At 72.1% G+C, this 23177-nt stretch carries 15 protein-coding genes; 9 read left to right on the top strand and 6 right to left on the bottom strand.

Going from position 1 to position 23177, the window contains the following annotated elements; translation table 11 throughout:
- Nucleotides 1-43 precede the first annotated feature (43 nt).
- Entirely contained in the window at nt 44-664 is a 621-nt protein-coding gene (locus HD597_RS13475) for a TetR/AcrR family transcriptional regulator (protein ID WP_253742367.1), read from the top strand.
- Between the two features lie 138 nt (nt 665-802).
- A complete protein-coding gene (locus tag HD597_RS13470; protein WP_253742366.1) occupies nt 803-2557 on the top strand; it encodes a hydroxysqualene dehydroxylase in 1755 nt (584 codons plus the stop codon).
- Here HD597_RS13470 and HD597_RS13465 read toward each other — a convergent pair.
- Nucleotides 2497-3438, bottom strand: coding sequence for an AfsR/SARP family transcriptional regulator (locus HD597_RS13465; RefSeq protein ID WP_253742365.1), 942 nt, complete (start codon nt 3436-3438; stop codon nt 2497-2499). The genes HD597_RS13470 and HD597_RS13465 overlap by 61 nt on opposite strands.
- Nucleotides 3435-4421, bottom strand: coding sequence for a hypothetical protein (locus HD597_RS13460; protein WP_253742364.1), 987 nt, complete (start codon nt 4419-4421; stop codon nt 3435-3437). Before HD597_RS13460 ends, HD597_RS13465 begins: the two co-directional genes overlap by 4 nt.
- A 161-nt stretch (nt 4422-4582) precedes the next feature.
- Here HD597_RS13460 and HD597_RS13455 point away from each other — a divergent pair, with 161 nt between their 5' ends.
- The gene (locus tag HD597_RS13455; RefSeq protein ID WP_253742363.1) at nt 4583-5539 is read left to right on the top strand and encodes a GlxA family transcriptional regulator; all 957 of its coding nucleotides are present in this window, start codon (nt 4583-4585) and stop codon (nt 5537-5539) included.
- Between the two features lie 80 nt (nt 5540-5619).
- Here HD597_RS13455 and HD597_RS13450 read toward each other — a convergent pair whose 3' ends face one another.
- The 3 genes from HD597_RS13450 to rpoB form a co-directional block, all read right to left on the bottom strand.
- On the bottom strand, nt 5620-8946 hold the full coding sequence (locus HD597_RS13450) for a CARDB domain-containing protein (RefSeq protein WP_253742362.1): 3327 nt from the start codon (nt 8944-8946) through the stop codon (nt 5620-5622).
- Nucleotides 8947-9215: 269 nt separating this feature from the next.
- Nucleotides 9216-10652 (bottom strand): serine/threonine-protein kinase, encoded by a 1437-nt coding sequence (locus HD597_RS13445; RefSeq protein WP_253742361.1) that lies wholly within the window; start codon nt 10650-10652, stop codon nt 9216-9218.
- A gap of 157 nt (nt 10653-10809) precedes the next feature.
- Nucleotides 10810-14262, bottom strand: coding sequence for a DNA-directed RNA polymerase subunit beta (gene rpoB / locus HD597_RS13440; protein ID WP_253742360.1), 3453 nt, complete (start codon nt 14260-14262; stop codon nt 10810-10812).
- Between the two features lie 301 nt (nt 14263-14563).
- On the opposite strand from rpoB, the gene HD597_RS13435 reads away from it, so the two are divergent.
- The 3 genes from HD597_RS13435 to HD597_RS13425 are packed head-to-tail and all read left to right on the top strand — an operon-like array spanning nt 14564 to nt 17408.
- Entirely contained in the window at nt 14564-15574 is a 1011-nt protein-coding gene (locus HD597_RS13435) for an ABC transporter substrate-binding protein (protein ID WP_253742359.1), read from the top strand.
- Complete coding sequence (locus HD597_RS13430; RefSeq protein ID WP_253742358.1) at nt 15571-16668, top strand: FecCD family ABC transporter permease; 1098 nt, start codon at nt 15571-15573, stop codon at nt 16666-16668. Before HD597_RS13435 ends, HD597_RS13430 begins: the two co-directional genes overlap by 4 nt.
- Nucleotides 16665-17408 (top strand): ABC transporter ATP-binding protein, encoded by a 744-nt coding sequence (locus HD597_RS13425; protein WP_253742357.1) that lies wholly within the window; start codon nt 16665-16667, stop codon nt 17406-17408. Before HD597_RS13430 ends, HD597_RS13425 begins: the two co-directional genes overlap by 4 nt.
- Here the strand turns inward: HD597_RS13425 and HD597_RS13420 are convergent.
- Nucleotides 17392-18681 carry an alkaline phosphatase family protein gene (locus HD597_RS13420; RefSeq protein WP_253742356.1) on the bottom strand — a complete coding sequence of 430 codons (1290 nt, stop codon included), beginning with the start codon at nt 18679-18681 and terminating at the stop codon, nt 17392-17394. The genes HD597_RS13425 and HD597_RS13420 overlap by 17 nt on opposite strands.
- Nucleotides 18682-18832: 151 nt before the next feature.
- Here HD597_RS13420 and HD597_RS13415 point away from each other — a divergent pair, with 151 nt between their 5' ends.
- The 3 genes from HD597_RS13415 (at nt 18833) to HD597_RS13405 (ending at nt 23176) form a co-directional block, all read left to right on the top strand.
- Nucleotides 18833-19492: a hypothetical protein gene (locus HD597_RS13415; RefSeq protein WP_253742355.1), complete on the top strand. Its 660-nt coding sequence runs from the start codon at nt 18833-18835 to the stop codon at nt 19490-19492.
- The gene (locus HD597_RS13410) at nt 19489-20478 is read left to right on the top strand and encodes a P1 family peptidase (RefSeq protein WP_253742354.1); all 990 of its coding nucleotides are present in this window, start codon (nt 19489-19491) and stop codon (nt 20476-20478) included. The genes HD597_RS13415 and HD597_RS13410 overlap by 4 nt, the downstream gene beginning before the upstream one ends.
- 127 nt (nt 20479-20605) lie before the next feature.
- Nucleotides 20606-23176 carry a cellulase family glycosylhydrolase gene (locus HD597_RS13405; protein ID WP_253742353.1) on the top strand — a complete coding sequence of 857 codons (2571 nt, stop codon included), beginning with the start codon at nt 20606-20608 and terminating at the stop codon, nt 23174-23176.
- The last annotated feature ends 1 nt before the right edge of the window (nt 23177 follow it).

Genomic DNA, 23177 nt, shown 5'->3' with positions numbered 1-23177 from the left:
GTAAGCGCCCGGAGGCCCCGCGTCAACGGGTAGGGTGCACGGCATGGCGAGCAAGGAGCTGAAGAAGCGCATGCCGGGCTCGGCCCGCCGGGCCTGCATCGTCGAGGCGGCTCTGGAGGTCTTCGCCGCGCGGGGATACCACGCCACGGCGATGGAGGAGATCGCCGCCGCCGCCGGAGTGACGCGATCGGTGCTCTACGACCACTTCAGCTCCAAGCGGGTGCTGCTGATCACCGTCCTCCAGGAGCAGAACGCCCTGCTGGTGGAGCACGTCGGCGCCCGGATCACCGGGTCGGGCTCTCCGGGCAGGCGGCTGCGCGCCACGCTGAACGCGTACTTCAGCTTCGCCGAGGGCAATCCCGCCGCGCGCCGCCTGCTGTTCGACCACACCGACGAGGACGATCCCGAGATCAAGGCCGTGCGCTGGGGCATCAGGGAGACCCGCACCCGCTCGGTGGCCGTGATGCTCGGCCGCGACCTGCGCCGGCTGGGCCTCGATCCCGAGAGCGAGGCTGCCCAGGCGGTGGTCGAGCTGCTGATCTCGGGCACCGACGGCCTGGCGCAGTGGTGGGCCAGGCATCCCTCGGTGTCGCGGGACGAGCTCGTCGACTCCGCGATGCTCGTGTTGTGGAACGGACTGTCCCGGCTCCCCGACGCTGAGTGAGCCTCACCTTCCCCTGTTGACAGACGTGAGCCACGCGTTCATCGTTCGCCTAACTGAACCAACAGCAGTGTCGGTTAGGCGGGAGGTTCCGTCGTGGACCAGTCAGACAATCGGAACGGGATCGGGCGCCGGAGTTTCGTGACAGGCGCGCTGGCGACCGCCGCCGGCGCGGCGAGCGGCCCGCTGTGGGGCACCGGGCCGGCCAACGCGGCGCCGTCGCTCGTCAGCGGCGCCGCGGGCAGGAGCGTGGCCGTCTTCGGCGCCGGGATGGGCGGCCTGAGCGCCGCTCAGGAGCTGGCAGAACGCGGCTTCCAGGTCACCGTGTACGAGCGCAAGGCCCTGGGTGGCAAGTCCCGCAGCATCCCCGTGCCGGGGACGGGCACCGGAGGCAGGCAGGACCTGCCCGGCGAGCACGGCTTCCGGTTCTTCCCCGGCTTCTACCAGAACCTCCCGGACACCATGAGCCGCATCCCGTACGGCAGCGGCACCGTGCGCGACAACCTGGTCCCGGCGAGCCTGGAGGTGATCGCGTACAAGGGCAAGGAGTTACGCATCCCCATCCCCGGCGACCTCGGCGGCGCCCTCACCCCCGAGGCGATCAGGGACTATCTGAACAGCGCCCTCGTCGCCGTCTCCACGGTCCCGCTGTCGCAGATCCAGTTCTTCGTCTCCAAGCTCGTCACGTTCATCACCAGCGGCCCGCGCCGGCGGCTCGGCCAGTGGGAGAACATGGGCTTCGCCGACTTCGTCAAGGCGGACCTCATGTCGCCGGAGTACCGCGAGCTGCTGGTCCACATGTTCACGGCGTCGCTGGTCGCGGCCCAGCCCGACAAGGCCAACAGCCGCACCATGGGGCTGATGTTCGAGGCGCTGATCTACAGCGGGATCGGCCTCGGCCCGTACGGGCCGCCCGACCAGGTGCTCAACGGCCCGTCCAGCGACGTGTGGATCACTCCCTGGATCGACCACCTGACCGGCCTCGGCGTGCAGTTCCGGCTCGGCTGGACCGCCACCGGCTTCGACTACTCGGGCGGCCGGATCACCGGCGTGCGGGTGAGCGATCCGAACGGGGCCGCCGGCACCGTCACCGCCGACCACTACGTGGCCGCCCTCCCCGTCGAACGGCTCCAGCCCCTGCTCACGACCGCCATGAAGGCGGCCGATCCCACCCTGGCCCGGCTGGACCGGCTGGAGACCGACTGGATGAACGGGGTGATGATCTACCTCAAGGAGCCCCGCCCGATCGCCAACGGCCACCTCATCTACGCGGCCACGCCGTGGGCCCTGACGTCGATCAGCCAGGCCCAGTTCTGGCAGGGAAGCTTCGCCGCGAAGTACGGGGACGGCACGGTCACCGACTGCCTGTCGCTCGACCTGTCCGACTGGAACACCCCGGGCATCCTGTTCGGCAGGACCGCCAAGCAGTGCACCCGGCCGCAGATCGTGCAGGAGGTGCTGGCCCAGGTGCGCTCGGCGCTGCCCGGCGGGGCCGCGCTGCTGCCCGACTCGATCGTACGGTCGTGGTTCGTGGACCCGGCGATCACCGGCGAGGGCACCGCGGCCGTGGCCAACGACGAGCCGCTGCTCATCAACACGCCCGGCTCCTGGTCCGACCGCCCGGCCGCCACCACCCGGATCCCGAACCTCTTCCTCGCCGCCGACTACGTGCGCAACAGCATCAACCTCGCCACGATGGAGGGCGGCAACGAGGCCGGGCGCATGGCGGCCAACGCCATCCTCGACGCCTCCGGCTCCTCCGCGTCCAGGGCCAGGCTCTTCGAGCTGTACGTGCCGCGCGAGTTCAAGCTGCTGCACGACACCGACGACGCGCGTTACCTGCTGGGCCTGCCGAACAAGTTCGACCTGTTCAGCCCGTACTGGCCGGGCCGGTGACTCCACCGCCCCTGGCCGGCGGCGGGGACGGCGCCAGGAGCGTCGAGCGGGCGGCCGGCGAGCAGGTCCGCGTGCGCCCGCCGCAGGTCGCGATTCGGCTCCACGCCCAGCTCGCGGGCGATGACGGCGCGGACGCGGCCGTACCAGCGCAGCGCCTCGGCCTGGCGCCCGCACCGGTCGAGCGCGACGAGCAGGCGCAGGCACAGGGATTCGCGCATCGGGTGGCGGCTGACCTGCTCGCTCAGGTCGGCCACCGCGTCGCCCGCGCGGCCGGCCAGGATGTCCAGCTCGGCGCGCCGTTCCAGGGCCGTGAGGTGACGCTCGGTCAGGCGGGGCGCCTGGATCTCCTCCAGCCAGCGGGAGCTCACGCCGTCGAACGGCTGGCCCCGCCACAGCGTCAGGGCGTCCTGGATCAGCTCGCGCTCGCGCGGGCATCCCCGCTCGGCGGCGGCGCGGTCCAGGGCCCGCTCGAAGCGCAGCGCGTCGACGGCGTCGGGCCCGGCGCGCAGCAGCAGGCCGTCCTGGCGGGTCTCGATCCACTCCCGCCCTAGCGCCTCGCGCAGCCGGGCCGCGTAGATCTGCAGGCAGCGGCGGCTGTGGCGGGGCTGGGCGTCCGACCAGACCGCCTCGGCCAGCCGCTTCATGGAGACGGTGGCCGAGGCCGACATGGCCAGCACGACCAGCAGCGTCCGCAGCTTGCCGGTGGTCAGCGGCACCGGCCGCCCGTCCACGGCCACCTCCAGCACCCCGAGCACCCCCACCGTCAGCCCGCCCCGCACCCCGGCCGCCCGCACCGGCCCCTGCCCGGCCGACGTCGCCTGCTCCGGGACCCGCTCGTGCTCGGGCGGTTCCCCGGCCGGTCGCTCGCCCGGGCCGGTCACCGTGTCACCGGGCGGCCGGGGCGGGCGGGGCCGGCGGGACGGCCGGGGCGGGCGGCGACGAGGACGGCCGCCGCCGCGGCCAGGACGAGGGCCGCGAGAGCCCCGGCGACCGCCAGCGTGAGCCCGTCGGGGCGGGTCAGCGGCTGGCCGCGCAGCGCCTGCCAGAGCGTCAGCCCGGTGAGGGCCGCGTACCCGGCGGCGGCCACGAGGACGAGCCGCGTCCTGACCCGCTCCCCGCGCACCAGGCGCACCCGCCCGGCCGACGCCGCCAGCAGGACGGCCAGCAGCGGCAGCGCCTGCAGCGCGTGGATGCCGACGAAGTGCGCCACCCGCAGGTCGCCCCCGGTGGTGCTCCAGCCCGTGACCGGCATGATCGGCCCGCCGTCCGTCACGCCCACGCTGTGCCTGCCGATGATCCCGGCGAACCCGCCCTCGCGCCTGGCGGCCCGCTGTTCCTCGGTCGGACGGGTCATCAGGAACGCCAGGCCGATGCCGAACAGCGAGATGACGGCCCCCGACCGGACCGCCCAGGTGAGCGGCCGGCCGCCGATCTCGCGGCGGATCAGGAAGACGGCGACCACGATGTTGGCGAGCCAGAGCACGGTGATCGAGGTGCCCATGATCCCCCACAGGACCCCGTCCAGCGGGGTGGCGACGTTGAAGTGGCTCTGGCGGCCCCTGATCACCTGGACGACGATGATCGCGTACTCGATCGCCAGGGCGGCCGCGATGACCGCCGCCGGCCACCGGACGAGCCGGCGCTGCGGCAGGCAGGCCACCAGCCACGACCAGGTCACCGCGTACAGCACGATCGACACCGCGAACTTGAACGGTTTGCCCCAGATCGGTGCGCCGACCAGCTCACGGCCGTCGAGTGCGAGGCCGGCGAGCGAGATCGCCACGAACGGCACGCTGACGGCCGCGACCAGCAGCAGCGGCCGGTGCCAGGTCCCCGGTCCCGGCCAGGTGGTTCGCTCGGACATCGTGAGTCACCCCCTGGTGTCGTCGTCCGCCGAGCGCGACGGGCATGCCAGCAGCATCGGTGCCCGGCCGGGCGGGGTGGTCGGGGCGGCGGGTGGCTCGTCCGTTCCTCTGGGGATCCTGTCCGTACCGCTCGGCCCTCGCGCGGCCTTACGGTGGTGCCATGGTGGAGCCGCTGATCGTCGTGGTGGCCTATGACGGCATCGAGCTCGTCGACGTCGCGTCCGTGACGTCCGGGTTCGACTATGCGAACCGGCTGGGGGCGAGCCCGGCGTACCGGGTGATGCTGGTGACCCCGCTCGGGCGGCCGGTGCGCTGCGACTCGGGGCTGGAGCTGCGCGGGCAGGGGCGGCTCGACGTCGTGGACGGCCCGATCGACACGCTGATCGTCTCGGGCGGGCAGGGGCACGAGGCCGCCGCCGCCAACCCCCGGCTGGTCGGCCAGGTCATGCGGCTGGCCGGGCTGTCGCGGCGGGTGGCGTCGGTGTGCACCGGGGCGACCGTGCTGGCCGCCGCCGGGCTGCTCGACAACCGCCGGGCCACCACCCACTGGTACGAGGCCGCCCGGTTCGCCGCACGCTTCCCGAAGGTGAACGTCGATCCGGCGCCGATCTTCGTCAGGGACGGCGAGGTCTCGACGTCGGGCGGGGTCACCGCGGCCCTCGACCTCACCCTGTCCTTCGTCGAGGAGGACCACGGGCCCGAGATCGCCCGCCGGGTGGCCATGGGCATGGTCACCTACCTGCAGCGGCCCGGCGGGCAGACGCAGCTCAGCCTGTTCACCAACCTGCCGCGTTCCGACCAGGCCGTGGTGCGGCGGGTCATCGACCACGTCATCGGCAACCTCGACGGCGATCTCGGCGTGGCCCGGCTGGCCGCGCTCGCCGGGGTGAGCGAGCGGCACCTCAACAGGCTGTTCGCCGAGCACGTCGGCAGGACTCCGTCGCGGCTGGTCCGCGACATGCGCATGGAGGTGGCCTCCCACCTGCTGACCAGGACGAGCGAGCCGATCGCCGCCATCGCGCGCCGGTGCGGCTTCGCCTCCGCCGAGACCTTCCGGCAGGCGTTCGTGGCCTGGGCAGGCGTCCCGCCGTCACAGTTCCGCGCGGCCGGGCGCTGACAGCGTGTGCGGGCAAGCGGCCGAGCGCTGAGAGCGCGTGTGCGGCTCCGGGCCCCGGGGCCGCACACGCGGGGCTCGGCTCAGTCCCCCGTGATCACGAAGGTCGAGCCCGGCTCCCTGACGATGTCGCCGGTGGCCGAGTTCGTGATGGTGACGCCGGTCAGGGTCGCGCTGCCGCGGGCGCTGCCCTGGGCCAGGATGCCGGCGCCGTTGCTGGACCTGTCGATGCGCACGTTCGTGATGGCGACGTTCGGCATGTTGCCGCCGCCGCCCTTGAACTGGATGCCGTCGTAGGTCGAGTCGTGGATCTCGGTGTCGCGGATGGTCACGCCGGTGATGTCCCGGTTCTGGGCGAAGAGCGTGATGGCGCCGAACTTCTGCGCCTCGCCCCAGAAGACGCCACCGCAGCGGTACAGCGCGTTGCCCGCGATCAGCGTCTGGCCGGAGAACGGCAGGGGGTTGTGGTCGGTGGCCAGCATGATGCCGGGGTAGTTCATCGTGTCGTGGATCAGGTTGTTCTCGATCCTGTTCCCGTAACCTCCGTAGATCGCGATGCCGTTGGCCCGCCACGGCAGCTGCACGGTGTTGTTGACGAACTGGTTGTCGTGGGCGATGTCCACCGACGGGTCCTTCACGTACGGGTTCGCCCAGACGGCCAGCGAGTCGTCACCCGTCGTGCGGAAGGAGGAGTTGAAGACCCGCGAGTTGCGGGTGCCGTTGCTGAAGTTGATGCCGTCGGCGTAGGTGTTGCGGATGCGCATGCCGCTGAACTGCAACCCGTCGGCCGGCCCCCACAGGTCGGGGATGTTGTCGTAGTCGCGGCCGACCCAGACGCCCACGTTGGCGTGCTCGATCCAGACGTTGGAGATCGTCGTGTTCCGGCCGAAGCGCCCGTTCAGCCCGACCCCGCCCTCGGCCCCGCCGGGGCCGCCGCGGATGCGGCCGGAGCCGAAGATGGCCAGGTCGGAGATCTGCACGTTGTTGTCGATGTCGAAGCCGAAGTTGCCCTCGTGCGGGTGGTTGATGCCGCCCGTCGCCAGGTGCGGCTCGGTCAGCGTGTAGAGCTGGGAGTGCCACATGCCCGCGCCGCGGATGGTGACGTCGCTGATGCCGACCTGGTTGTACGGGCCGCGGTTCAGCGGGTCGTCGGTGAGGATCTTCTTCTCCTGCCGCCACTGGCCCGGCGGGATCCACACGCAGTCGATGACGCCGTTCTGGTCGTCGGTGACCGCCCGCTGGATGGCGGCCGTGTCGTCGTTGCCGTCGCCGGGCACGGCGCCGTACTCGGTGATCGACGTGCACGCGGCGGGCTTGGCCGCCGGTGGCGCCACGTCCTCCAGGTCGATCAGGTCGATGATGTAGAAGGCGGCGCTGTCGCCGGCGTCCCGCTGGAGGCGGAACTTCGTGCCGGCCGGGTACGAGCGCGACAGCAGCGCGTGCGACTCGTCGAACAGCCTCCTGGCGTCGGCCTGCGGCGTGTTGGTCAGCGCCTCCGGGTCGTCGCTGGTGCCGTACAGCCAGCTGTGCTTGGAGGAGAGGGTGAGTTTGCGGGCGAACGTCCCGTCGATGTAGAGGCTGATCGTGGCGTCGATGCCGCCTCCACCCGGGGCGTCCGGGATCGAGTTGCGCACGACGATCGAGTTGGCGGCGTTGGCGGAGGTGAACTCGACGTACTGGCCGGTGTTGTCGAGCCGCACCGACTTCCTGCCCGAGGACTCGGTGGCGAAGTTGGTGTGGCCGAAGGTGCGCAGCGGGTCCGACTGGAGCAGGGTGCCCTGGTAGGCGGCGGATTCGGCCTCGTACTCGACGTACGGCACCGAGGCGCCGCGGCCGACGGTGATCGCCTGCGAGAGCGTGTTGTTGCTCTCGTCGGTCTCGGTGACGGCGCCGGTCGCGTCGGCGGTGGCGGTGATGGTGGCGCCGCCGGTGGTGGCGGTCCAGCCGCCGGTCATGGCCACGTTCGCCGTCGCGCCCGCGGCGATCGGGGCCGTGTCCGTGTTGAGGGTGGTGCCGCCCACGGCCACCCGGGTGACCGTGGTGGCGCCGGTCGTGGCCGTGCCGCGGTTCTTCACGGCCGCGGTGAACGTGACCCGCGTGCCGGCGGCGGGGTTCGGCGGGGTGGCGGCGATGCTCAGCACCTGGAGGTCGGGGCCGGGGGCTTCGGCGATCTCCAGGGAGGTGGGCGCGGTGAAGGCGTTGTTGGCCTCGTTCTGCTCGGGGACCTGGCCGTCCTCGTCCACCTTGGCCGAGACCTGGTACGTCCCCGCTCTCCTTGTCCCGATATTTGCGGACACGGTGGTGGATGCTCCGGCGGCCAGCGCGCCCACGGCGGCGCTGCCCGCCCTGGCCGTGCCCGCGTAGAGGTTCACCGAGGTCGCGGCGGAGGCTGCGGTGCCCGCGTTCCTGACCGTGGCCGACAGCGCGATCGCAGTCGTCGCGGTGGGCGAGGCGGGCGTCCAGGTGAGGCCGGTGACGACGAGGTCGGGGTTGGGCGCGGGGGTGCCGAAGATCTGGAACTCGGCGACCTGGCCGCTGGGGGCGCCGGAGTTGGCGGTGAACTGCAGCCGCACGTCGGCGGCCCTGCCGGTGACCGGGATGGTCACGGTGTTGCCCGTGGCCGGGTCGAAGGTGTAGGTCGCCTGGGCGGCCAGCGTGGTGAAGGCGGTGGCGCCCTGCTCGCGGCCGAGCACCTGGAGGGTCTGGGTACGGCGGCCCCAGACGCTGTCGGGGTTGAGCCTGAGCACGACGGAGGTCAGCTCGGCGTTGGCGCCGAGCGGCGCGGTCAGGGTGGCCGGGTAGGCGCCGCCTTCCCAGTAGGTGGCCGGGTTGTCGTCGTTGGCGTTGGCCGCGGCGTAGGTGTGGGTGTGGCCGGACTCGGTCAGCGTCTTGCCGAGCGCCAGGTTGGCGCCGCCGGGGCCGGGGCCGGGGTCGGTCTGCGTGGTGCCCCAGACTTCCAGCTCGGAGAGCTGGCCGGCGGGCCAGCCGGAGTTGGCGGTGATCTGCACCCTGACGTAGCGGGTGGTGGCGGCGAAGGCGATGGTGGCGGCCGGGCTGATGGTGTGGGTGGCCGAGGCGGCCAGGGTGGTGAAGGCGGAGCCGTTGGTGCTGCCCTGGACGCTCAGCGTCTCGGTGCGGGCCGGCCAGCCGGCGGGCAGTTTGAGCACCACCCTGCTCACGCCGGCGGTGGCGCCGAGGTCGACCTGGATCCACTGGGGGAAGGCGTTGCCGGCCGACTCCCAGTAGGTGGCCTGGTTGCCGTCGGTGACGTTGGCGGCTCGGTAGACGTCGGTGAAGCTGCTGGCGGTCGCGGCCTTGCCGGCGGCGAGATTGACCTCGGCCGCGGCGTGCGCGGCCGGTGGGACGAGGAATCCGGCGAGTAACGCAAGGGCGGCTAACAGTGCTCTCATGGGGGGTCGGCCCTTCGGGGAAGACGGATGGCCGAACCATAAGATGTCGAGCAGATAGCCGCAATATTTCGACGAGATTGCGCAAAGAAATAACTTCGCTGTCCCGGCGCAGGAGGGATCTTCGCCCTGGTGATGCCTGCGAGCAGGAGTGCGGGTGGCTCGTGGCGGAGCGCAAGCGGCTACGTCGGACCAGCGTAAGAAGACGCAAGACTTGCGCTGCGCGGCGGATCAGCTTGCGGAGCCGGACGTCAGGCTCCGCAAGTGACGCGCTACAGCCCCACGAGCGCGACGATCACGGAGGTCAGCGCGACCGGCCCCATCACGGCCACCGTCACGACGGTCGCGGTGTGGCCGGGCAGGAGCCGGGTCAGGATGCCCGAGGCGGCCCGCCGTACCGCGCCGGCGCCGGGCAGCACGAACAGCCCCAGCGTGAACGCGCCCGCGGCCAGCGACTCCGCGTGGCTGGTGCTCAGCCGCCCGGCCATGTGCAGCAGCCCCGCCGCGGCGATGCCGAAGGCCAGCGACAGCAGCAGGTGACCCATCGCCACCATCGCGGCCCTGGTCAGGTCCGGGCGTTCCTCGGCGAAGTAGTGGTCGCCGGCGCGCAGCGCCAGCGACAGCGCCGCCACCACCAGGCCCACGACGACCGGCATGACGACGGTCAGCGCCACCAGCGTGACCAGCGCGAGCACCCCGACGAACCCGCTGCTCTTCAGGAACCGCCGCAGCTCGAACGGCTCCGCGGGCGGGCGCGGCGGCGCCGGGCGGCGCTCCTGCGGCCGCTCGGCCTGGAGGGTGGGCGGCGGCGCCTCCTGCCCGCGCCCGCGGCCGTACTCGACCGGCGGGAGCAGGTCGGACAGGGTGTTCATGGCCACCGTGCGGCCTCCGCGCGCCTTGGGCCTGCGGCCTCCGGGGTCGAGCGCCCCGGCCGTCCGCAGCAGCTCGCCCGCGCTGGGCCGGGCCGACGGGTCGACCTGCAGCGCCCGGCTCAGCCAGTCGCGCAGCCAGCCAGGCGCCTTGTCGATCTGCGAGCGCCCCTCCATGGTGTTGAAGCAGACCGCCTCGAACGTCCCCGTGCCGAACGGCGGCAGCCCCGTGGCGGCGAAGAACACCGTCGAGGCCAGGGCGTGCACGTCGGCCGCCTGCGTGATCTGCGAGCCGCGGATGATCTCCGGCGCCAGGTAGCCCGGGGTGCCGACGAACATCCCGCTCTGCGTCAGCCTGGCCGCGTCCACCAGATGCGCGATGCCGAAGTCGATGACGAGGGGCCGCCCGTCGACCATCATGACGTTGGACGGCTTGAGGTCGCGGTGGATCACACCGGCCGCGTGGATGTCCACCAGCGCCTGGCACAGCCCCTGCGCGAGCCTGATGACCTCGTGCGGCTGCAGCGGGCCCCCGGACAGCACGGTGTCCTCCAGCGTGCGGCCGGGCGCGAACCGGGTCACGACGTACGGCCGGGCGCCGGACAGCTCGGCGTCGAGCACCTCGGCGACGTACGAGCTGCGCACCCGGCGCATGGTCTCCACCTCGCGGAACAGCCGGTCGCGCGCCTTGAGGTCGGCGGCCACGTGCGGGTGCAGCACCTTGATCGCGACTTCCCGGCCCGCGCCGTCGAGACCGAGGTGGGCGACCCCCATGCCGCCCTCGCCGATCTTCCTGACCACCCGGTAAGGGCCTAGATGCTCGTACGTCTGAGTGCTCATTCCCGGCGTCATCCTCCGTTTTCCCCCGTGGCGCCGCGCTTTTCGTGTGCGTCGGCCCGGACATTCTCCCGCAGCACGTCCCCCAAATTGCACAGTAAGCGAAGATCTGTCCGAGTGCGGCGCCTCCCGGGTACGCAGGCGCCGCACCCGGCGCGCGTCAGATCTCCTCGACGCTGCTCGGCTCGCGCCGGGACAGGTCGATGCCCAGCTCCTCCGCCGCGCGGAAGACGTCCTCGTCGGTGTCGCGCATCTCGATGGACATGCCGTCGCTGGAGAGCACCTCGACGTTGAGGCACAGCGACTGCATCTCCTTGATGAGCACCTTGAAGGACTCGGGGATGCCCGGCTCGGGGATGTTCTCGCCCTTGACGATGGCCTCGTAGACCTTCACCCGGCCGAGAACGTCGTCGGACTTGATGGTCAGCAGCTCCTGCAGCGCGTACGCGGCGCCGTACGCCTCCATGGCCCACACCTCCATCTCACCGAAGCGCTGGCCGCCGAACTGGGCCTTACCGCCGAGCGGCTGCTGGGTGATCATGGAGTAGGGGCCGGTCGACCGGGCGTGGATCTTGTCGTCGACCAGGTGCAGCAGCTTGAGGATGTAGATGTAGCCGACCGCGATCGGGTACGGGAACGGCTCGCCCGAGCGCCCGTCGAAGAGCTGCGCCTTGCCGCTGCGCTGCACGAGCCGATCCCCGTCGCGCGTCGGGACGGTGTTGCCGAGGAGCCCGATGATCTCCTCTTCGTTCGCGCCGTCGAAGACCGGGGTGGCCATGTTGGTGCGCGGGGCGACCTGCTCGAAGCCCTTGTCACGCAGCCGCTCGGCCCAGGCCTCCTGGATGCCCGAGATGTCCCACCCGCGGGCGGCGATCCACCCGAGGTGGGTCTCCAGCACCTGGCCGACGTTCATCCGGCCCGGCACGCCGAGGGGGTTGAGGATGATGTCGACCGGGGTGCCGTCCTCCAGGAACGGCATGTCCTCGACCGGCAGGATCTTGGAGATGACGCCCTTGTTGCCGTGGCGGCCGGCCAGCTTGTCACCGTCGGTGATCTTACGCTTCTGCGCCACCAGGACGCGGACCAGCTCGTTCACCCCCGGCGGCAGCTCGTCCCCCTCGTCCCGCCTGAACACCTGCGTGTGGATCACCCTGCCGGACTCGCCGTGCGGCACCTTCAGGGAGGTGTCGCGGACCTCGCGCGCCTTCTCACCGAAGATCGCGCGCAGCAGCCGCTCCTCCGGGGTCAGCTCGGTCTCGCCCTTGGGCGTGACCTTGCCGACCAGGATGTCGCCGGGCACGACCTCGGCGCCGATGCGGATGATGCCGCGCTCGTCGAGGTCGGCCAGGACCTCCTCGGAGACGTTCGGGATGTCCCGGGTGATCTCCTCGGGGCCCAGCTTGGTGTCACGGGCGTCGACCTCGTGCTCCTCGATGTGGATCGAGGACAGGACGTCGTCCTGGACCAGCCGCTGGGACAGGATGATCGCGTCTTCGTAGTTGTGGCCCTCCCACGGCATGAACGCCACGAGCAGGTTCTTGCCCAGCGCCATCTCGCCCTGGTCCGTGCACGGACCGTCGGCGATGACCTGGTTGACCTCCACCCGGTCACCCTCGGCCACGATCGGCTTCTGGTTGAAGCTGGTGCCCTGGTTGGAGCGCCTGAACTTGGCCACCCGGTACGTCGTCCGGCTGCCGTCGTCGTTCATGACCGTGATGGAGTCGGCGGAGATCTCCTCCACCGCACCGGCCTTCTCCGCGCTGACCACGTCGCCGGTGTCGGCCGCCGCACGGTACTCCATGCCGGTGCCGACCAGCGGCGCCTCGCTCTTCAGCAGCGGCACCGACTGGCGTTGCATGTTCGCGCCCATCAGGGCCCGGTTGGCGTCGTCGTGCTCCAGGAAGGGGATCATCGCGGTGGCCACCGACACCATCTGGCGCGGCGACACGTCCATGTAGTCGACCTCGCCGGAGCGCACGTACTCGAACTCGCCGCCCTTGGTGCGCACCAGCACGCGGTGGTCGGCGAAGGCGCCGTCGGCCGTCAGCGGCGAGTTCGCCTGCGCGATGACGAACTGGTCCTCCTCGTCCGCCGTCAGGTAGTCGATCCGCTCGGTGACCCTGCCGTCGACGACCTTGCGGTAGGGCGTCTCGATGAAGCCGAAGGCGTTGAGGCGGCCGAAGCACGCGAGGTAGCCGATGAGGCCGATGTTGGGGCCTTCGGGGGTCTCGATCGGGCACATCCGGCCGTAGTGGGACGGGTGCACGTCGCGCACCTCCATCCCGGCCCGCTCGCGGGACAGGCCACCGGGGCCCAGCGCGTTCAGCCGCCGCTTGTTCGTCAGTCCGGCCAGCGGGTTGGTCTGGTCCATGAACTGCGAGAGCTGCGAGGTGCCGTAGAACTCCTTGATCGACGCCACGACCGGGCGGATGTTGATCAGGGTCTGAGGCGTGATGGCCTCGACGTCCTGCGTGGTCATGCGCTCGCGCACGACGCGCTCCATACGGGCCAGGCCCAGGCGGACCTGGTTCTGGATGAGCTCGCCGACGCTGCGCACCCGCCGGTTGCCGAAGTGGTCGATGTCGTCGACCTCCAGGGGCAGGCCCGTCGGCTCGTCGCCGGCGTGCAGCCGCACGAGGTACTCGACGGCGGCGACGATGTCGTCCTCGGTCAGGACGGTGACGTCGATGCCGAGGCCGACGCCGAGCTTCTTGTTGACCTTGTACCGGCCGACCTTGGCGAGGTCGTACCGCTTGGGGTTGAAGTAGAGGTTCTCCAGCAGGGTCTGCGCCGACTCCTTGGTCGGCGGCTCGCCCGGCCGCAGCTTGCGGTAGATGTCGAGCAGGGCGTCGTCCTGGCCGGCGGTGTGGTCCTTCTCCAGGGTGGCCCGCATCGACTCGTAGCGGCCGAAGCGCTCGAGGATCCGCTCGGCGGTCCAGCCGAGCGCCTTGAGCAGCACGGTGACGGGCTGCTTGCGCTTGCGGTCGATGCGAACACCGACGCTGTCGCGCTTGTCGATCTCGAACTCCAGCCAGGCGCCCCTCGACGGGATGACCTTGCAGCCGTACAGGTCCTTGTCGGTGGTCTTGTCGGCGGTGCGCTCGTAGTAGACGCCGGGCGAGCGGATGAGCTGCGAGGTCACCACCCGCTCGGTGCCGTTGACGATGAAGCTGCCCTTCGGCGTCATGAGCGGGAAGTCGCCCATGAACACCGTCTGGCTCTTGATCTCACCGGTGGTGTTGTTGATGAACTCCGCCGTCACGAACATCGGGGCGGAGAAGGTCATGTCCTTCTCCTTGCACTCGTCCACGGAGTACTTCGGCGGCTCGAACCGGTGGTCGCGGAACGACAGGGACATGGATCCCGAGAAGTCCTCGATCGGACTGATCTCTTCGAAGATCTCCTGGAGGCCCGACTGGGCCGGGACGTCCCTGCGCCCTGCCTGCCGAGCCGCCTCCACCCGGGCCTTCCACCGCTCGTTTCCGAGCAGCCAGTCGAACGACTCGGTCTGCAGGGCGAGCAGGTCGGGAACTTCGAGAGGCTCCTGGATGCGCGCGAAGGAGACGCGGCGGGGGCCGGCGGGAATGGGAGAGGCGTTGCGCGAGGCTGCCAACAGATGTCCTTCCGGAGGATACGAAGGCGAGGGAGGGCAGCATAACGCAATAGACAAACGGAAGTCCACACCTATTTATAGTGTCAACTCCATCTGCCGCCATCAATATCCCACACCCTCCGCGTCCTCGTCAAACCAGCGCCCGATCGTCCCTACAGATGCAATTTGCTGGCAATTGCGGGCTATGTGCACAATGGTCACGATCGTCCAACCTTCACCACCGGAGACCTCGCTACATGAGCCGCCTGCTCCGCACCGTCCCAGCCATGCCGATCACCAGCGAGAAGGCGGTGGCCGGATCATGAGAAGGTTGCTCGCCCTGGTGGCGGCCCTGACGCTGGCCGCCTGCGGCCAGGCCCCGGCTCCCCGGCAGCAGACGGAGACCGCCTCCGCGCCGCAGGCCGGCTTCCCTGTCACGATCGAGAACTGCGGACGCAAGCTGACCTTCGACCAGCCGCCGTCCAAGGTGGTGACCGGTTACCACCCGTCGCTGGAGACGCTGCTCGCCCTGGGTCTGGGCGACCGGGTCGCCGGGCGCACCTTCTTCGGCGAGAGCGCGTTCCTGCCCGGCCAGAAGGAGCAGTACGACAAGATCCCGCAGATCTCCGAGACGATCATGCTGCCGCAGAAGGAGGTCATGCTCGCCCAGGGCGCGGACTTCGTCCTGGACAACGCGATGGCCGGCTTCGACGCCGCCGGCGGCTACGCCGGCGTGGAGGAACTGCACGCCGCGGGCTCGCCGGTCTACATCCTGGGCGGCTGGTGCAGCCCCGAGGAGACCCTCCAGTACACCCTGGACAAGACCTTCACCGACATCCAGAACCTCGGGAAGATCTTCGGCGTCTCCGACCGCGCCGACAAGCTGGTCAGCGAGCTGCGGAGCAGCCTGGCCGACGTCAAGAAGCGCGTCGAGGGCCGCACCCCGGTCAAGGTGCTGGCCACCGACGGTGGCAAGGGCCCGGTCAACGCCTACGGCGGCTCCGGCATCACCCAGCAGATGATCACCGCGGCCGGCGGCGAGAACGTCCTCAAGGACGTCAAGGGCGACTACACCGAGGTCAGCGTCGAGCAGGTCAGCGCCGCCCAGCCCGAGGCGGTGCTGGTCAGCGACTACGCCACGCTGCGCGGCGAGGACATGCCCAGCTCCCCGGCCAAGGCCGAGGAGGCGTTCGCCGTCGCGAAGAACAGCCCGGCCGCCAAGGACAGGCGCTACCTCGCCCTGCCCGTGGCCGCCCAGCACCCCGGCTACCGCAACATCCTGGCCATCACCGACATCGCCAGGTTCCTGCACCCGGACGCCTTCGCGCAATGACCGCCCAGGACGTGGCGCCCGCCCGGGCGGTGAGCGCCGGACCGGCCCGCCGGCGCGGCCGCCGGTTCACCCTGCTCGTCGCCGCGCTCGCCGTGGCCGCGCTCGCCTCGACCTGGCTGGCGGTGAGCATCGGCGCGGTGCACGTCGCGCTGCCGCAGGCGTGGGGCATCGTCGCCGACCGCCTCGTCCCCGGCCTGGTGCCGCGCACCTGGACGCCGGTGCAGGAGCAGATCGTGTGGGAGTTCCGCCTCCCTCGTGCGCTGCTGGCGCTGCTCGTCGGGGCCGGGCTGGCGGTGGTCGGCGCGGTGCTGCAGGCCCTGGTGCGCAACCCCCTCGCCGACCCGTTCCTGCTCGGGATCTCCTCCGGGGCCTCGTTCGGCGCGGTGTGCGTGTTCATCCTGGGCACCTCCGCGCTCGGCGGGCTGTCGCTGTCGGCCGCCGCCTTCGCCGGCTCGCTGCTCGCCCTCGGCCTGGTGTACGCGCTGGCGCAGCGCTCCGGCCGGCTCACCCCGTCGCGGCTGGTGCTGGCCGGGGTGGCGCTGGCCTACCTCTTCCAGGCCGCCTACAGCTACGTGCTGCAGGCCGCGCAGAGCGGGCGGGCCGCGCAGCAGGTGCTGTTCTGGCTGATGGGCAGCCTGGGCGGGGCCCGGTGGCACATGCTGCCGCTGCCGGCCGTCGTCCTCGCGGCCGGGGTGACGTACCTGCTGCTGCAGCACCGCCCGCTGAACGCGATCGCCGCCGGGGAGGAGACCGCCGTCTCGCTCGGCGTGAACGTCGGCCGCTTCCGGCTGATCCTGTTCGTGCTGACCTCGCTGCTGGTCGGCGTGCTGGTGGCCACCAGCGGCGCGATCGCGTTCGTCGGCCTGATCGTGCCGCACGCCGCCCAGCTGCTCGTCGGCGCCGACCACCGCCGGGTGCTGCCCGTCACCGCCCTGCTCGGCGCCGTCTTCCTGCAGCTCGTGGACATCGCCGCGCGCACCGTCAACGCCCCGCAGGAGCTCGCGCTCAGCATCGTCACCGCCCTGTTCGGCGTGCCGTTCTTCCTCTGGCTGCTGCGCCGCCGCTCGGTGGACCGGGCGGTGAGCGTCCAGTGAAGCTCGACCTCCGAGGAGTGTCCGTCGGCCTCGACGGCCATGCCATCGTGCACGAGGCCGACCTGGTGGTGGACGACGGTGAGTTCGTCGGCCTGGTCGGGCCGAACGGCTGCGGCAAGTCCACGCTGCTGCGCAGCGTCTACCGGGCGCTGCGCCCCAGCGCCGGGCTCATCGCCGTGGACGGCGGCGACGTGCACCGGCTGCCCGCCCGCCAGGCCGCCCAGCGCATCGCCGTCGTCGCCCAGGAGATCCCGGCGGACCTCGACTTCACCGTGACCGAGATCGTCTCCATGGGCCGCACCCCGTACCGGCCGGACGCCGCCGCCGACGAGGAGCGGTACGCGCGGGCGCTGGAGCGCGTCGGCCTGGCGGGGGCCGCCGAGCGGGTCTTCGCCACCCTGTCCGGCGGCGAGAAGCAGCGCGCCCTGCTCGCCCGCGCCCTGGTGCAGGAGACCCGCCTGCTCCTGCTCGACGAGCCCACCTCCCACCTCGACATCCGCCACCAGCTCGAAATCCTGCACCTGGTACGCGAGCTCGGGATCGCCACGCTGGCGGTGCTGCACGACCTCAACCAGGCCGCCGCCTTCTGCGACCGGCTCTACGTGATGAACGCCGGCCGCATCGTCGCCGGCGGCCCGCCCGACCATGTCCTGACCCCCGAGCTGATCTCCCAGGTGTACGGCGTGCGCGCCGTCCGGCGCACCCAGCTCGTCTTCGAGCGGCTCAAGGAAGAGGGGTGACGGTCAGGTCCCGGCCCTGGGCGTGCGCGGGAGGACGGGCGCCGAGCAGCGCCGCGATGGTCGGGGCGACGTCGATCAGCCGGGCGCCGCGCGGGCGGGCGCCGGGCCGGATCCCCGCGCCGGACAGCAGCAGGGGGACCTTGCTCTCGGCGAGGCTGCCGTGAGCTCCGCGCCACTGCCCGGCCGGGGGCTCGGGCAGGGCGAAGCCGTACGGGGGCCTGGCCTCGGCGACCAGGTCGCCCAGCTTGTCGCCGGCGTGCAGGGCGCGCAGCGCGCGTTCGTCGAGCACCCGGCCGATCTCCGGGAGCCTGCGCAGCGCGGCCCTGATCCTGTCGCGGGCGGCCGGGCCGGCGGCGGCGCCGCGCAGCGTGAGGTCGCCCAGGCGGACCGCGTTGGGCACGATGACGACCTCCGTGCCGGCGGCCGGTGCCGAGCCTGAGGGCACGACCTCGACGCTGTGGCCGAGCGCCTGGACGGCGCCGACGACCTGCGGGAGCAGGGTGCGGTTCCAGGCCGTCATGCCGTGATCGCTGGTCAGCAGAAACGCCGTGTCCCGATATATGCCGACATCCTTGGTGGCCTGGACGAGGCGGCCGAGCTGGTGGTCGTGCTCGGCGAGCAGCGGGCCGAGGTTCGGGCTGTCGGGGCCCTCGTTGTGGCCGAGCCCGTCGAGGTCGGAGCTGTAGACGGCGAGCAGGTCGGGGATCCTCGGGACGGTCACCGGCTGCCCGCCGGAGTCCACCGGCCGCAGGTTGAGCAGGTCGATCGCCACGTCCACGCGCTGCCCGAACCCGCCGCCGGGCTGGACGTACAGGTGCTCGGGGTCGCCGTACCGCACGCCATGGTCCTGCACCATGTACCACTGCACGGAGGCGACGGTGCGGCCCTCGGCCGCCAGCGACTCGGCGATGGTCTCGGCCGCCAGGAACCGGCTCTGCCCCTGCGCCCTGCCGCTCGCCGCGTCGTAGACGTACGCGACGTTGCCGTGCACCTCCGGGTACACGCCCGTGCTCATGGACGCGCGGCAGGGGTTGGAGACGGTGTGGAAGGTGGCGTCGGCGACCGTGAGGACGCCCCTGGCCGCCAGCCGGTCGAGGTTGGGGGTGGGGACGCGGCCGAGGTAGGCGGGGTCGAAGCCGTCCCAGTCGACGAGGACGACGTGCTGGGCTCTGCGCCGCCGGCCGGTCCGCGCCGCGGCGGCCGCGGGCGTCGCGCCCGCGATCGTGCCGGCCGTGGCAAGGGCGCCGAGCATGGTGCGCCGAGAAATCGACATGGACGATCCTCGCCTTCTCGGCCGCCGCCGCGACGGCCCCGACCAACGTAGAGGACGCCGGGCGGCGACCACACCGGCTTCGGGTGACAACCGCGTGAACGCCACTACCGTGTGAAGATCGACCGCTGCGTACGACGAGGAGAACACGCCTGTGACCTGGGACCCCTTCGGCACGCTGGGCCGCGCGCTGTGGATCGGCGGCGGGCAGTGGGCCGGCAAGTCGACCGTGGCCAGGCTGCTGGCCCTGCGCCACGGGCTGACCGCCTACCACTACGACCACCACGACGCCCGCGGCCACGACGACCGCCGCGTCGCCCGCCGCGTCAGGCTCGGCGAGCCGCCCGCCGGGCCGGACCCCGACACCATGTGGCTGAGCGGCACCCCGGCCGACCTGGCCGCGCGGACGCTGGCCGGCTTCCCCGTCCGGTTCGAGTGGGCCCTGGACGACCTGCGCGGGCTCGTCTCCGGGCGGCCGATCGTCGCCGAGGGCTGGGGGCTGCGGCCCGAGCTGGTCGCGCCGATCGTCGACTCGCCCCGGCGGATGGTCGTCATGGTGCCCACCGCGGAGTTCCGCGACCGGCAGGCGCGCGAGCTGCCCCGGGCCGCCGCCGTCGGGGCCGGGGTGAGCGACCCGGACCTGGCCCAGCGCAACCGGCTCGAACGCGACCGCCTCGTCGCCGACGACGCCGTACGCTCCGCGCGCCGCCTGGGCATCCGCGTGCTCGAGATCGACGGCACGCTCGACGCCGAGGCCGTCGCGGGCCTGCTCGCCGGCCACTTCGGCCCGTACCTGCCGCCGGAGGAGTCATGACCGGGCGCTCCCGGGCGCGGGCGCTCGGCGTGCTCGTCGGCCCGCTGCCGACCGGGCCGCTGAACGCGATCACCGACGTCGAGGGCGTCCTGGTGGGGCACACCACGATCGACGACGGCGCCGGCCTCCACACAGGGGTCACCGCGATCGTTCCCCGGCCCATGAGAGCGCTGCCCGCCGCCGTGCACACCGGCAACGGGTACGGCAAGCTGGTCGGCTCGACCCAGGTGGACGAGCTGGGCGTGCTGGAGTCGCCCATCGTGCTGACCGGCACGCTGTCGGTGTTCAGGGCGGCCGACGCGGTGCTCACGTACCTGATGGAGCTGCACCCCGGCGGGCTGTCCTTCAACCCGCTCGTCGGGGAGACCAACGACGGTTTCCTGTCCGACATCCGGCGCCGCCCGATCACCGAGCGCCACGTCCTCGACGCGCTGGAGGGCGCGTCGGGCGGTCTGCCCGCGGAGGGATGCGCGGGCGCGGGCACCGGGACGACGGCCCTGGGGTTCAAGGCCGGCATCGGCACCTCCTCCAGGCTGCAGGTGGTGGAGGGCGTTCCTGTCACGGTGGGGGTGCTCGTGCAGGCCAACTTCGGCGGCGTACTGACCGTGCGGGGCGTGGCGATGCCGGTGGAGGAGCTCGTCCCGGGGGCGGGCCGCGTGGAGCCGCCGGGCAACTCGTGCATGATCGTGGTGGCCACCGACGCGCCGCTCGACGCCCGGCAGCTCGGCCGGCTCGCCCGGCGGGCGATCTTCGCGATGGGGCGGGTGGGGGCGTCGTACTCGCACGGGAGCGGTGACTACGCGATCGCGTTCAGCACGGCCTCCCGGTCGCCGGTCCTGCCCGACGCCGCGCTGGATCCGGTGTTCGCGGCGGTCATGGACGCGGTGGAGGAGGCGCTGCTCAACTCCCTGTTCATGGCGACGACCACGACGGGGGTGCACGGGCACACGAGTCACGCGGTGCCGTACGACCGGCTGGGTATCTGAACCGGTTTAGCTGCTCATCACATCGCATGGGGCAGGCCGATTTCGCTTCGTTGACATCGTTGTCGTAGCGGTTCTATGGTCAGGGCACTTATCCGGTAAAGCAAGTCTGCCGAGAAAGGTGCCCGCGATGCGATCCCGCACCTGGGCGAGCCTGGCCGCGCTGGTCCTGGCCGTCTTCTCAGCCCCGCCCGTCCACGCCGATCCCTCGGCGAGCAGCCGGTTCGTGACCCGTAGCGAGTCGCGGCTCGTCCTCGACGGCCGGCCGTTCCGCTTCGCCGGCACCAACATCTACTGGCTCGGCCTGGACGAGAACGTCGGCGGCGTCGGCTACCCGACGTTCTTCCGCATCCGCGACGCGCTCGACACCGCCAGGGCCATGGGCATGACCGTGGTCCGCTCCCACATGCTGGCCTCCACCGGCAACGAGCTGTCGATCCTGCCCTCCAAGGAGGCGGGCTTCAACGAAGAGGCGTTCGCCACCGTGGACTACGCGATCGCCCACGCCAGGGCGATCGGCCTGCGGCTGATCCTGCCGCTGACCGACGAGTGGTCGTACTACCACGGGGGGCACCGCGACTTCACCGGCACGTACGGGCTGCCGTCCCCGGCGTTCTACACCGACGAGCGGGTGATCGCCGACTACCAGGCCTACGTCCGCCACGTCATGCACCGGGTGAACCCGCTGACCGGCCTGGCCTACAACGCCGACCCGACGATCATGGCGTGGGAGTTCGGCAACGAGCTGGAGGGCATGACGCTCGACTGGCTCAACCGCAACGCCGCCGCGTTCCGGCAGTGGGCGCCGCGCCAGCTCATCGCGGCCGGGCGCCGCTTCGACATCGATCCCGACACGCTGGCGGCGCCCGGCGTGGACATCGTGGACGTGCACTACTACCCGCCGGCCGCCGAGCGGGTGCGGGCCGACGCGGCGACCGTGACGGCGGCGGGCAAGGTGTACATCGGCGGCGAGTACGCCTCCACCGCGGCCACGAAGGACCTGCTCACCCCGCTGGCCGAGGACCCGGACGTCACCGGCATGCTGTCGTGGTCGCTGTTCGGCCACCACGACCGCAACGGCTTCGTCCAGCACGACGACGGCTTCACCCTGCACTTCCCCGGCGACGACGAGCGGATGCGGGCCTCGGTCGAGGCGCAGATCGCCTTCGCCGGGCACCTCTCCCCCGGCCGGAGCGTCCCGCGCGCGGGGCCTGCGCTGATCACGCAGGTGGACAAGCGCGGCGGGCTCAACGAGCTGCGCTGGCGCGGCGCGGCGGGCGCGAGCGGCTACATCGTGGAGCGTTCGGCACGGGGGCGCTGGGTGCGGGCGCACGAGGGCCTGCTGACCGACGACCGGACGCCGTGGCTGGACGCCGGGGCGCGCGGGGACGTCACGTACCGGGTGGTCCCGGTCGACCGGCTGGGGCGGCGCGGCGCCGCCTCCGAGCCGGTGCGCGCCGGCGCCGCGCAGACCGTGCTCACCGACCCGCTGGAGACGACCGGCCTGGCCAGTGGGCACGCGAACGTCACCATCGTCCCCGGCGACGGCACGGCCGTGGCCCGCGCGGACGGGCAGGCGTGGATGTCGTGGAGCCGTCCCGGCCTCCAGCGGGTGCTGGCCGGCGTGACAGGCCGGCCGCGCGTGCGGGTGCAGGTCTCCGACGACGGCCGCGCCTGGCGGACGGTGCGGCACGAGACGGGTGACGGGCAGGTGACGGCCGACGCCGGCGGCGCCGGCCACGTACGCGTGCTGTGGAACGGCGACTGCGGGGCCACGGCGTGCGCGGCGGAACGCCAGGCGTGCGAACGTGACGCGGAACGCCAGGCGTGCGCGCCCGACGCAGGCGCCGCCGCGGCGGGCCCGGTGGGCGGGCGGGTGGCCGGGCTGACGCGGGTCACCCTGTGGTCGGCCGACCCGGCCCCGGTCACCGCTCCTCCGGCCTCCTTCGCCCCGCTGGCCCCCGCCTCCGGAGCCCAGGACGTGCTCGGCACGCCGGCGTTCACCTGGGGCCCGGCGGCCGGCGCGGCCTTCTACACGCTCGCCGTCTCCGAACGGGCGGACCTGAGCGACCCCGTGCTCCAGGCCACCGGCATCACGGGCACCGCGCACACGCCGTCCGGCGAGCTGGAGCCGGGCACCACGTACCACTGGCGGATCACCGCCGTCAACGCCGCGGGCCGCACCGGCAGCGCCGTGGCCTCCTTCAGCACCCGCCCGCTCCCCACCGCCCCCGCCGTCGTGGACGACTTCGAGACGTTCGCCGACTCGGCGCAGCTCGCCGCCGCCTACGTCCGCAACCCGGGCGGTGACCTGATCGTGCCGGAGCTGGTGCCGGGGCAGGCCATGCGGCTGGACTACACGCTCGGCGGCGCCGGCTACGCGGGCGTCACCCGCACCTTCTCCCCCGCCCTCGACGTCTGGGGCCGGCAGGGCCTGGAGCTGCGGCTCGGCCGGACGGGCGCGCCCGCGAAGGTGACCGTCCAGTTCGTCACGGGCGGCGTCTACTTCGAGCACACCCTCGACGCGGCGCCGGACGGGACGGTGCGCATCCCGTTCGCCGGCTTCGCCCATCCGAGCTGGGCCGGCGCGGGCCCGCTCGACCTGACGCGCTTCGAGCAACTGTCGTTCTACGTCGGCGGCGGCCCCGGCACCGGCACGCTGACCGTCGACGAGGTCACCGCCTATCCCCAGGAAGGATGAT

The organism is Nonomuraea thailandensis, assembly GCF_024172165.1.
Classification (GTDB): domain Bacteria; phylum Actinomycetota; class Actinomycetes; order Streptosporangiales; family Streptosporangiaceae; genus Nonomuraea; species Nonomuraea thailandensis.
The sequence above is the reverse complement of the archived record's forward strand: the minus strand, read 5'-3'. Positions and strand labels throughout refer to the sequence as shown.

Excerpts from the sequence above, each read along its gene's own strand:
- HD597_RS13420 (WP_253742356.1), bottom strand. The coding sequence starts at position 18,681 with ATGTCGATTTCTCGGCGCACCATGCTCGGCGCCCTTGCCACGGCCGGC.
- HD597_RS13430 (WP_253742358.1), top strand. The coding sequence starts at position 15,571 with ATGACCGCCCAGGACGTGGCGCCCGCCCGGGCGGTGAGCGCCGGACCG.
- HD597_RS13405 (WP_253742353.1), top strand. The coding sequence starts at position 20,606 with ATGCGATCCCGCACCTGGGCGAGCCTGGCCGCGCTGGTCCTGGCCGTC.
- HD597_RS13410 (WP_253742354.1), top strand. The coding sequence starts at position 19,489 with ATGACCGGGCGCTCCCGGGCGCGGGCGCTCGGCGTGCTCGTCGGCCCG.
- HD597_RS13445 (WP_253742361.1), bottom strand. The coding sequence starts at position 10,652 with ATGAGCACTCAGACGTACGAGCATCTAGGCCCTTACCGGGTGGTCAGG.
- HD597_RS13435 (WP_253742359.1), top strand. The coding sequence starts at position 14,564 with ATGAGAAGGTTGCTCGCCCTGGTGGCGGCCCTGACGCTGGCCGCCTGC.
- HD597_RS13475 (WP_253742367.1), top strand. The coding sequence starts at position 44 with ATGGCGAGCAAGGAGCTGAAGAAGCGCATGCCGGGCTCGGCCCGCCGG.
- HD597_RS13450 (WP_253742362.1), bottom strand. The coding sequence starts at position 8,946 with ATGAGAGCACTGTTAGCCGCCCTTGCGTTACTCGCCGGATTCCTCGTC.
- HD597_RS13460 (WP_253742364.1), bottom strand. The coding sequence starts at position 4,421 with ATGTCCGAGCGAACCACCTGGCCGGGACCGGGGACCTGGCACCGGCCG.
- HD597_RS13455 (WP_253742363.1), top strand. The coding sequence starts at position 4,583 with ATGGTGGAGCCGCTGATCGTCGTGGTGGCCTATGACGGCATCGAGCTC.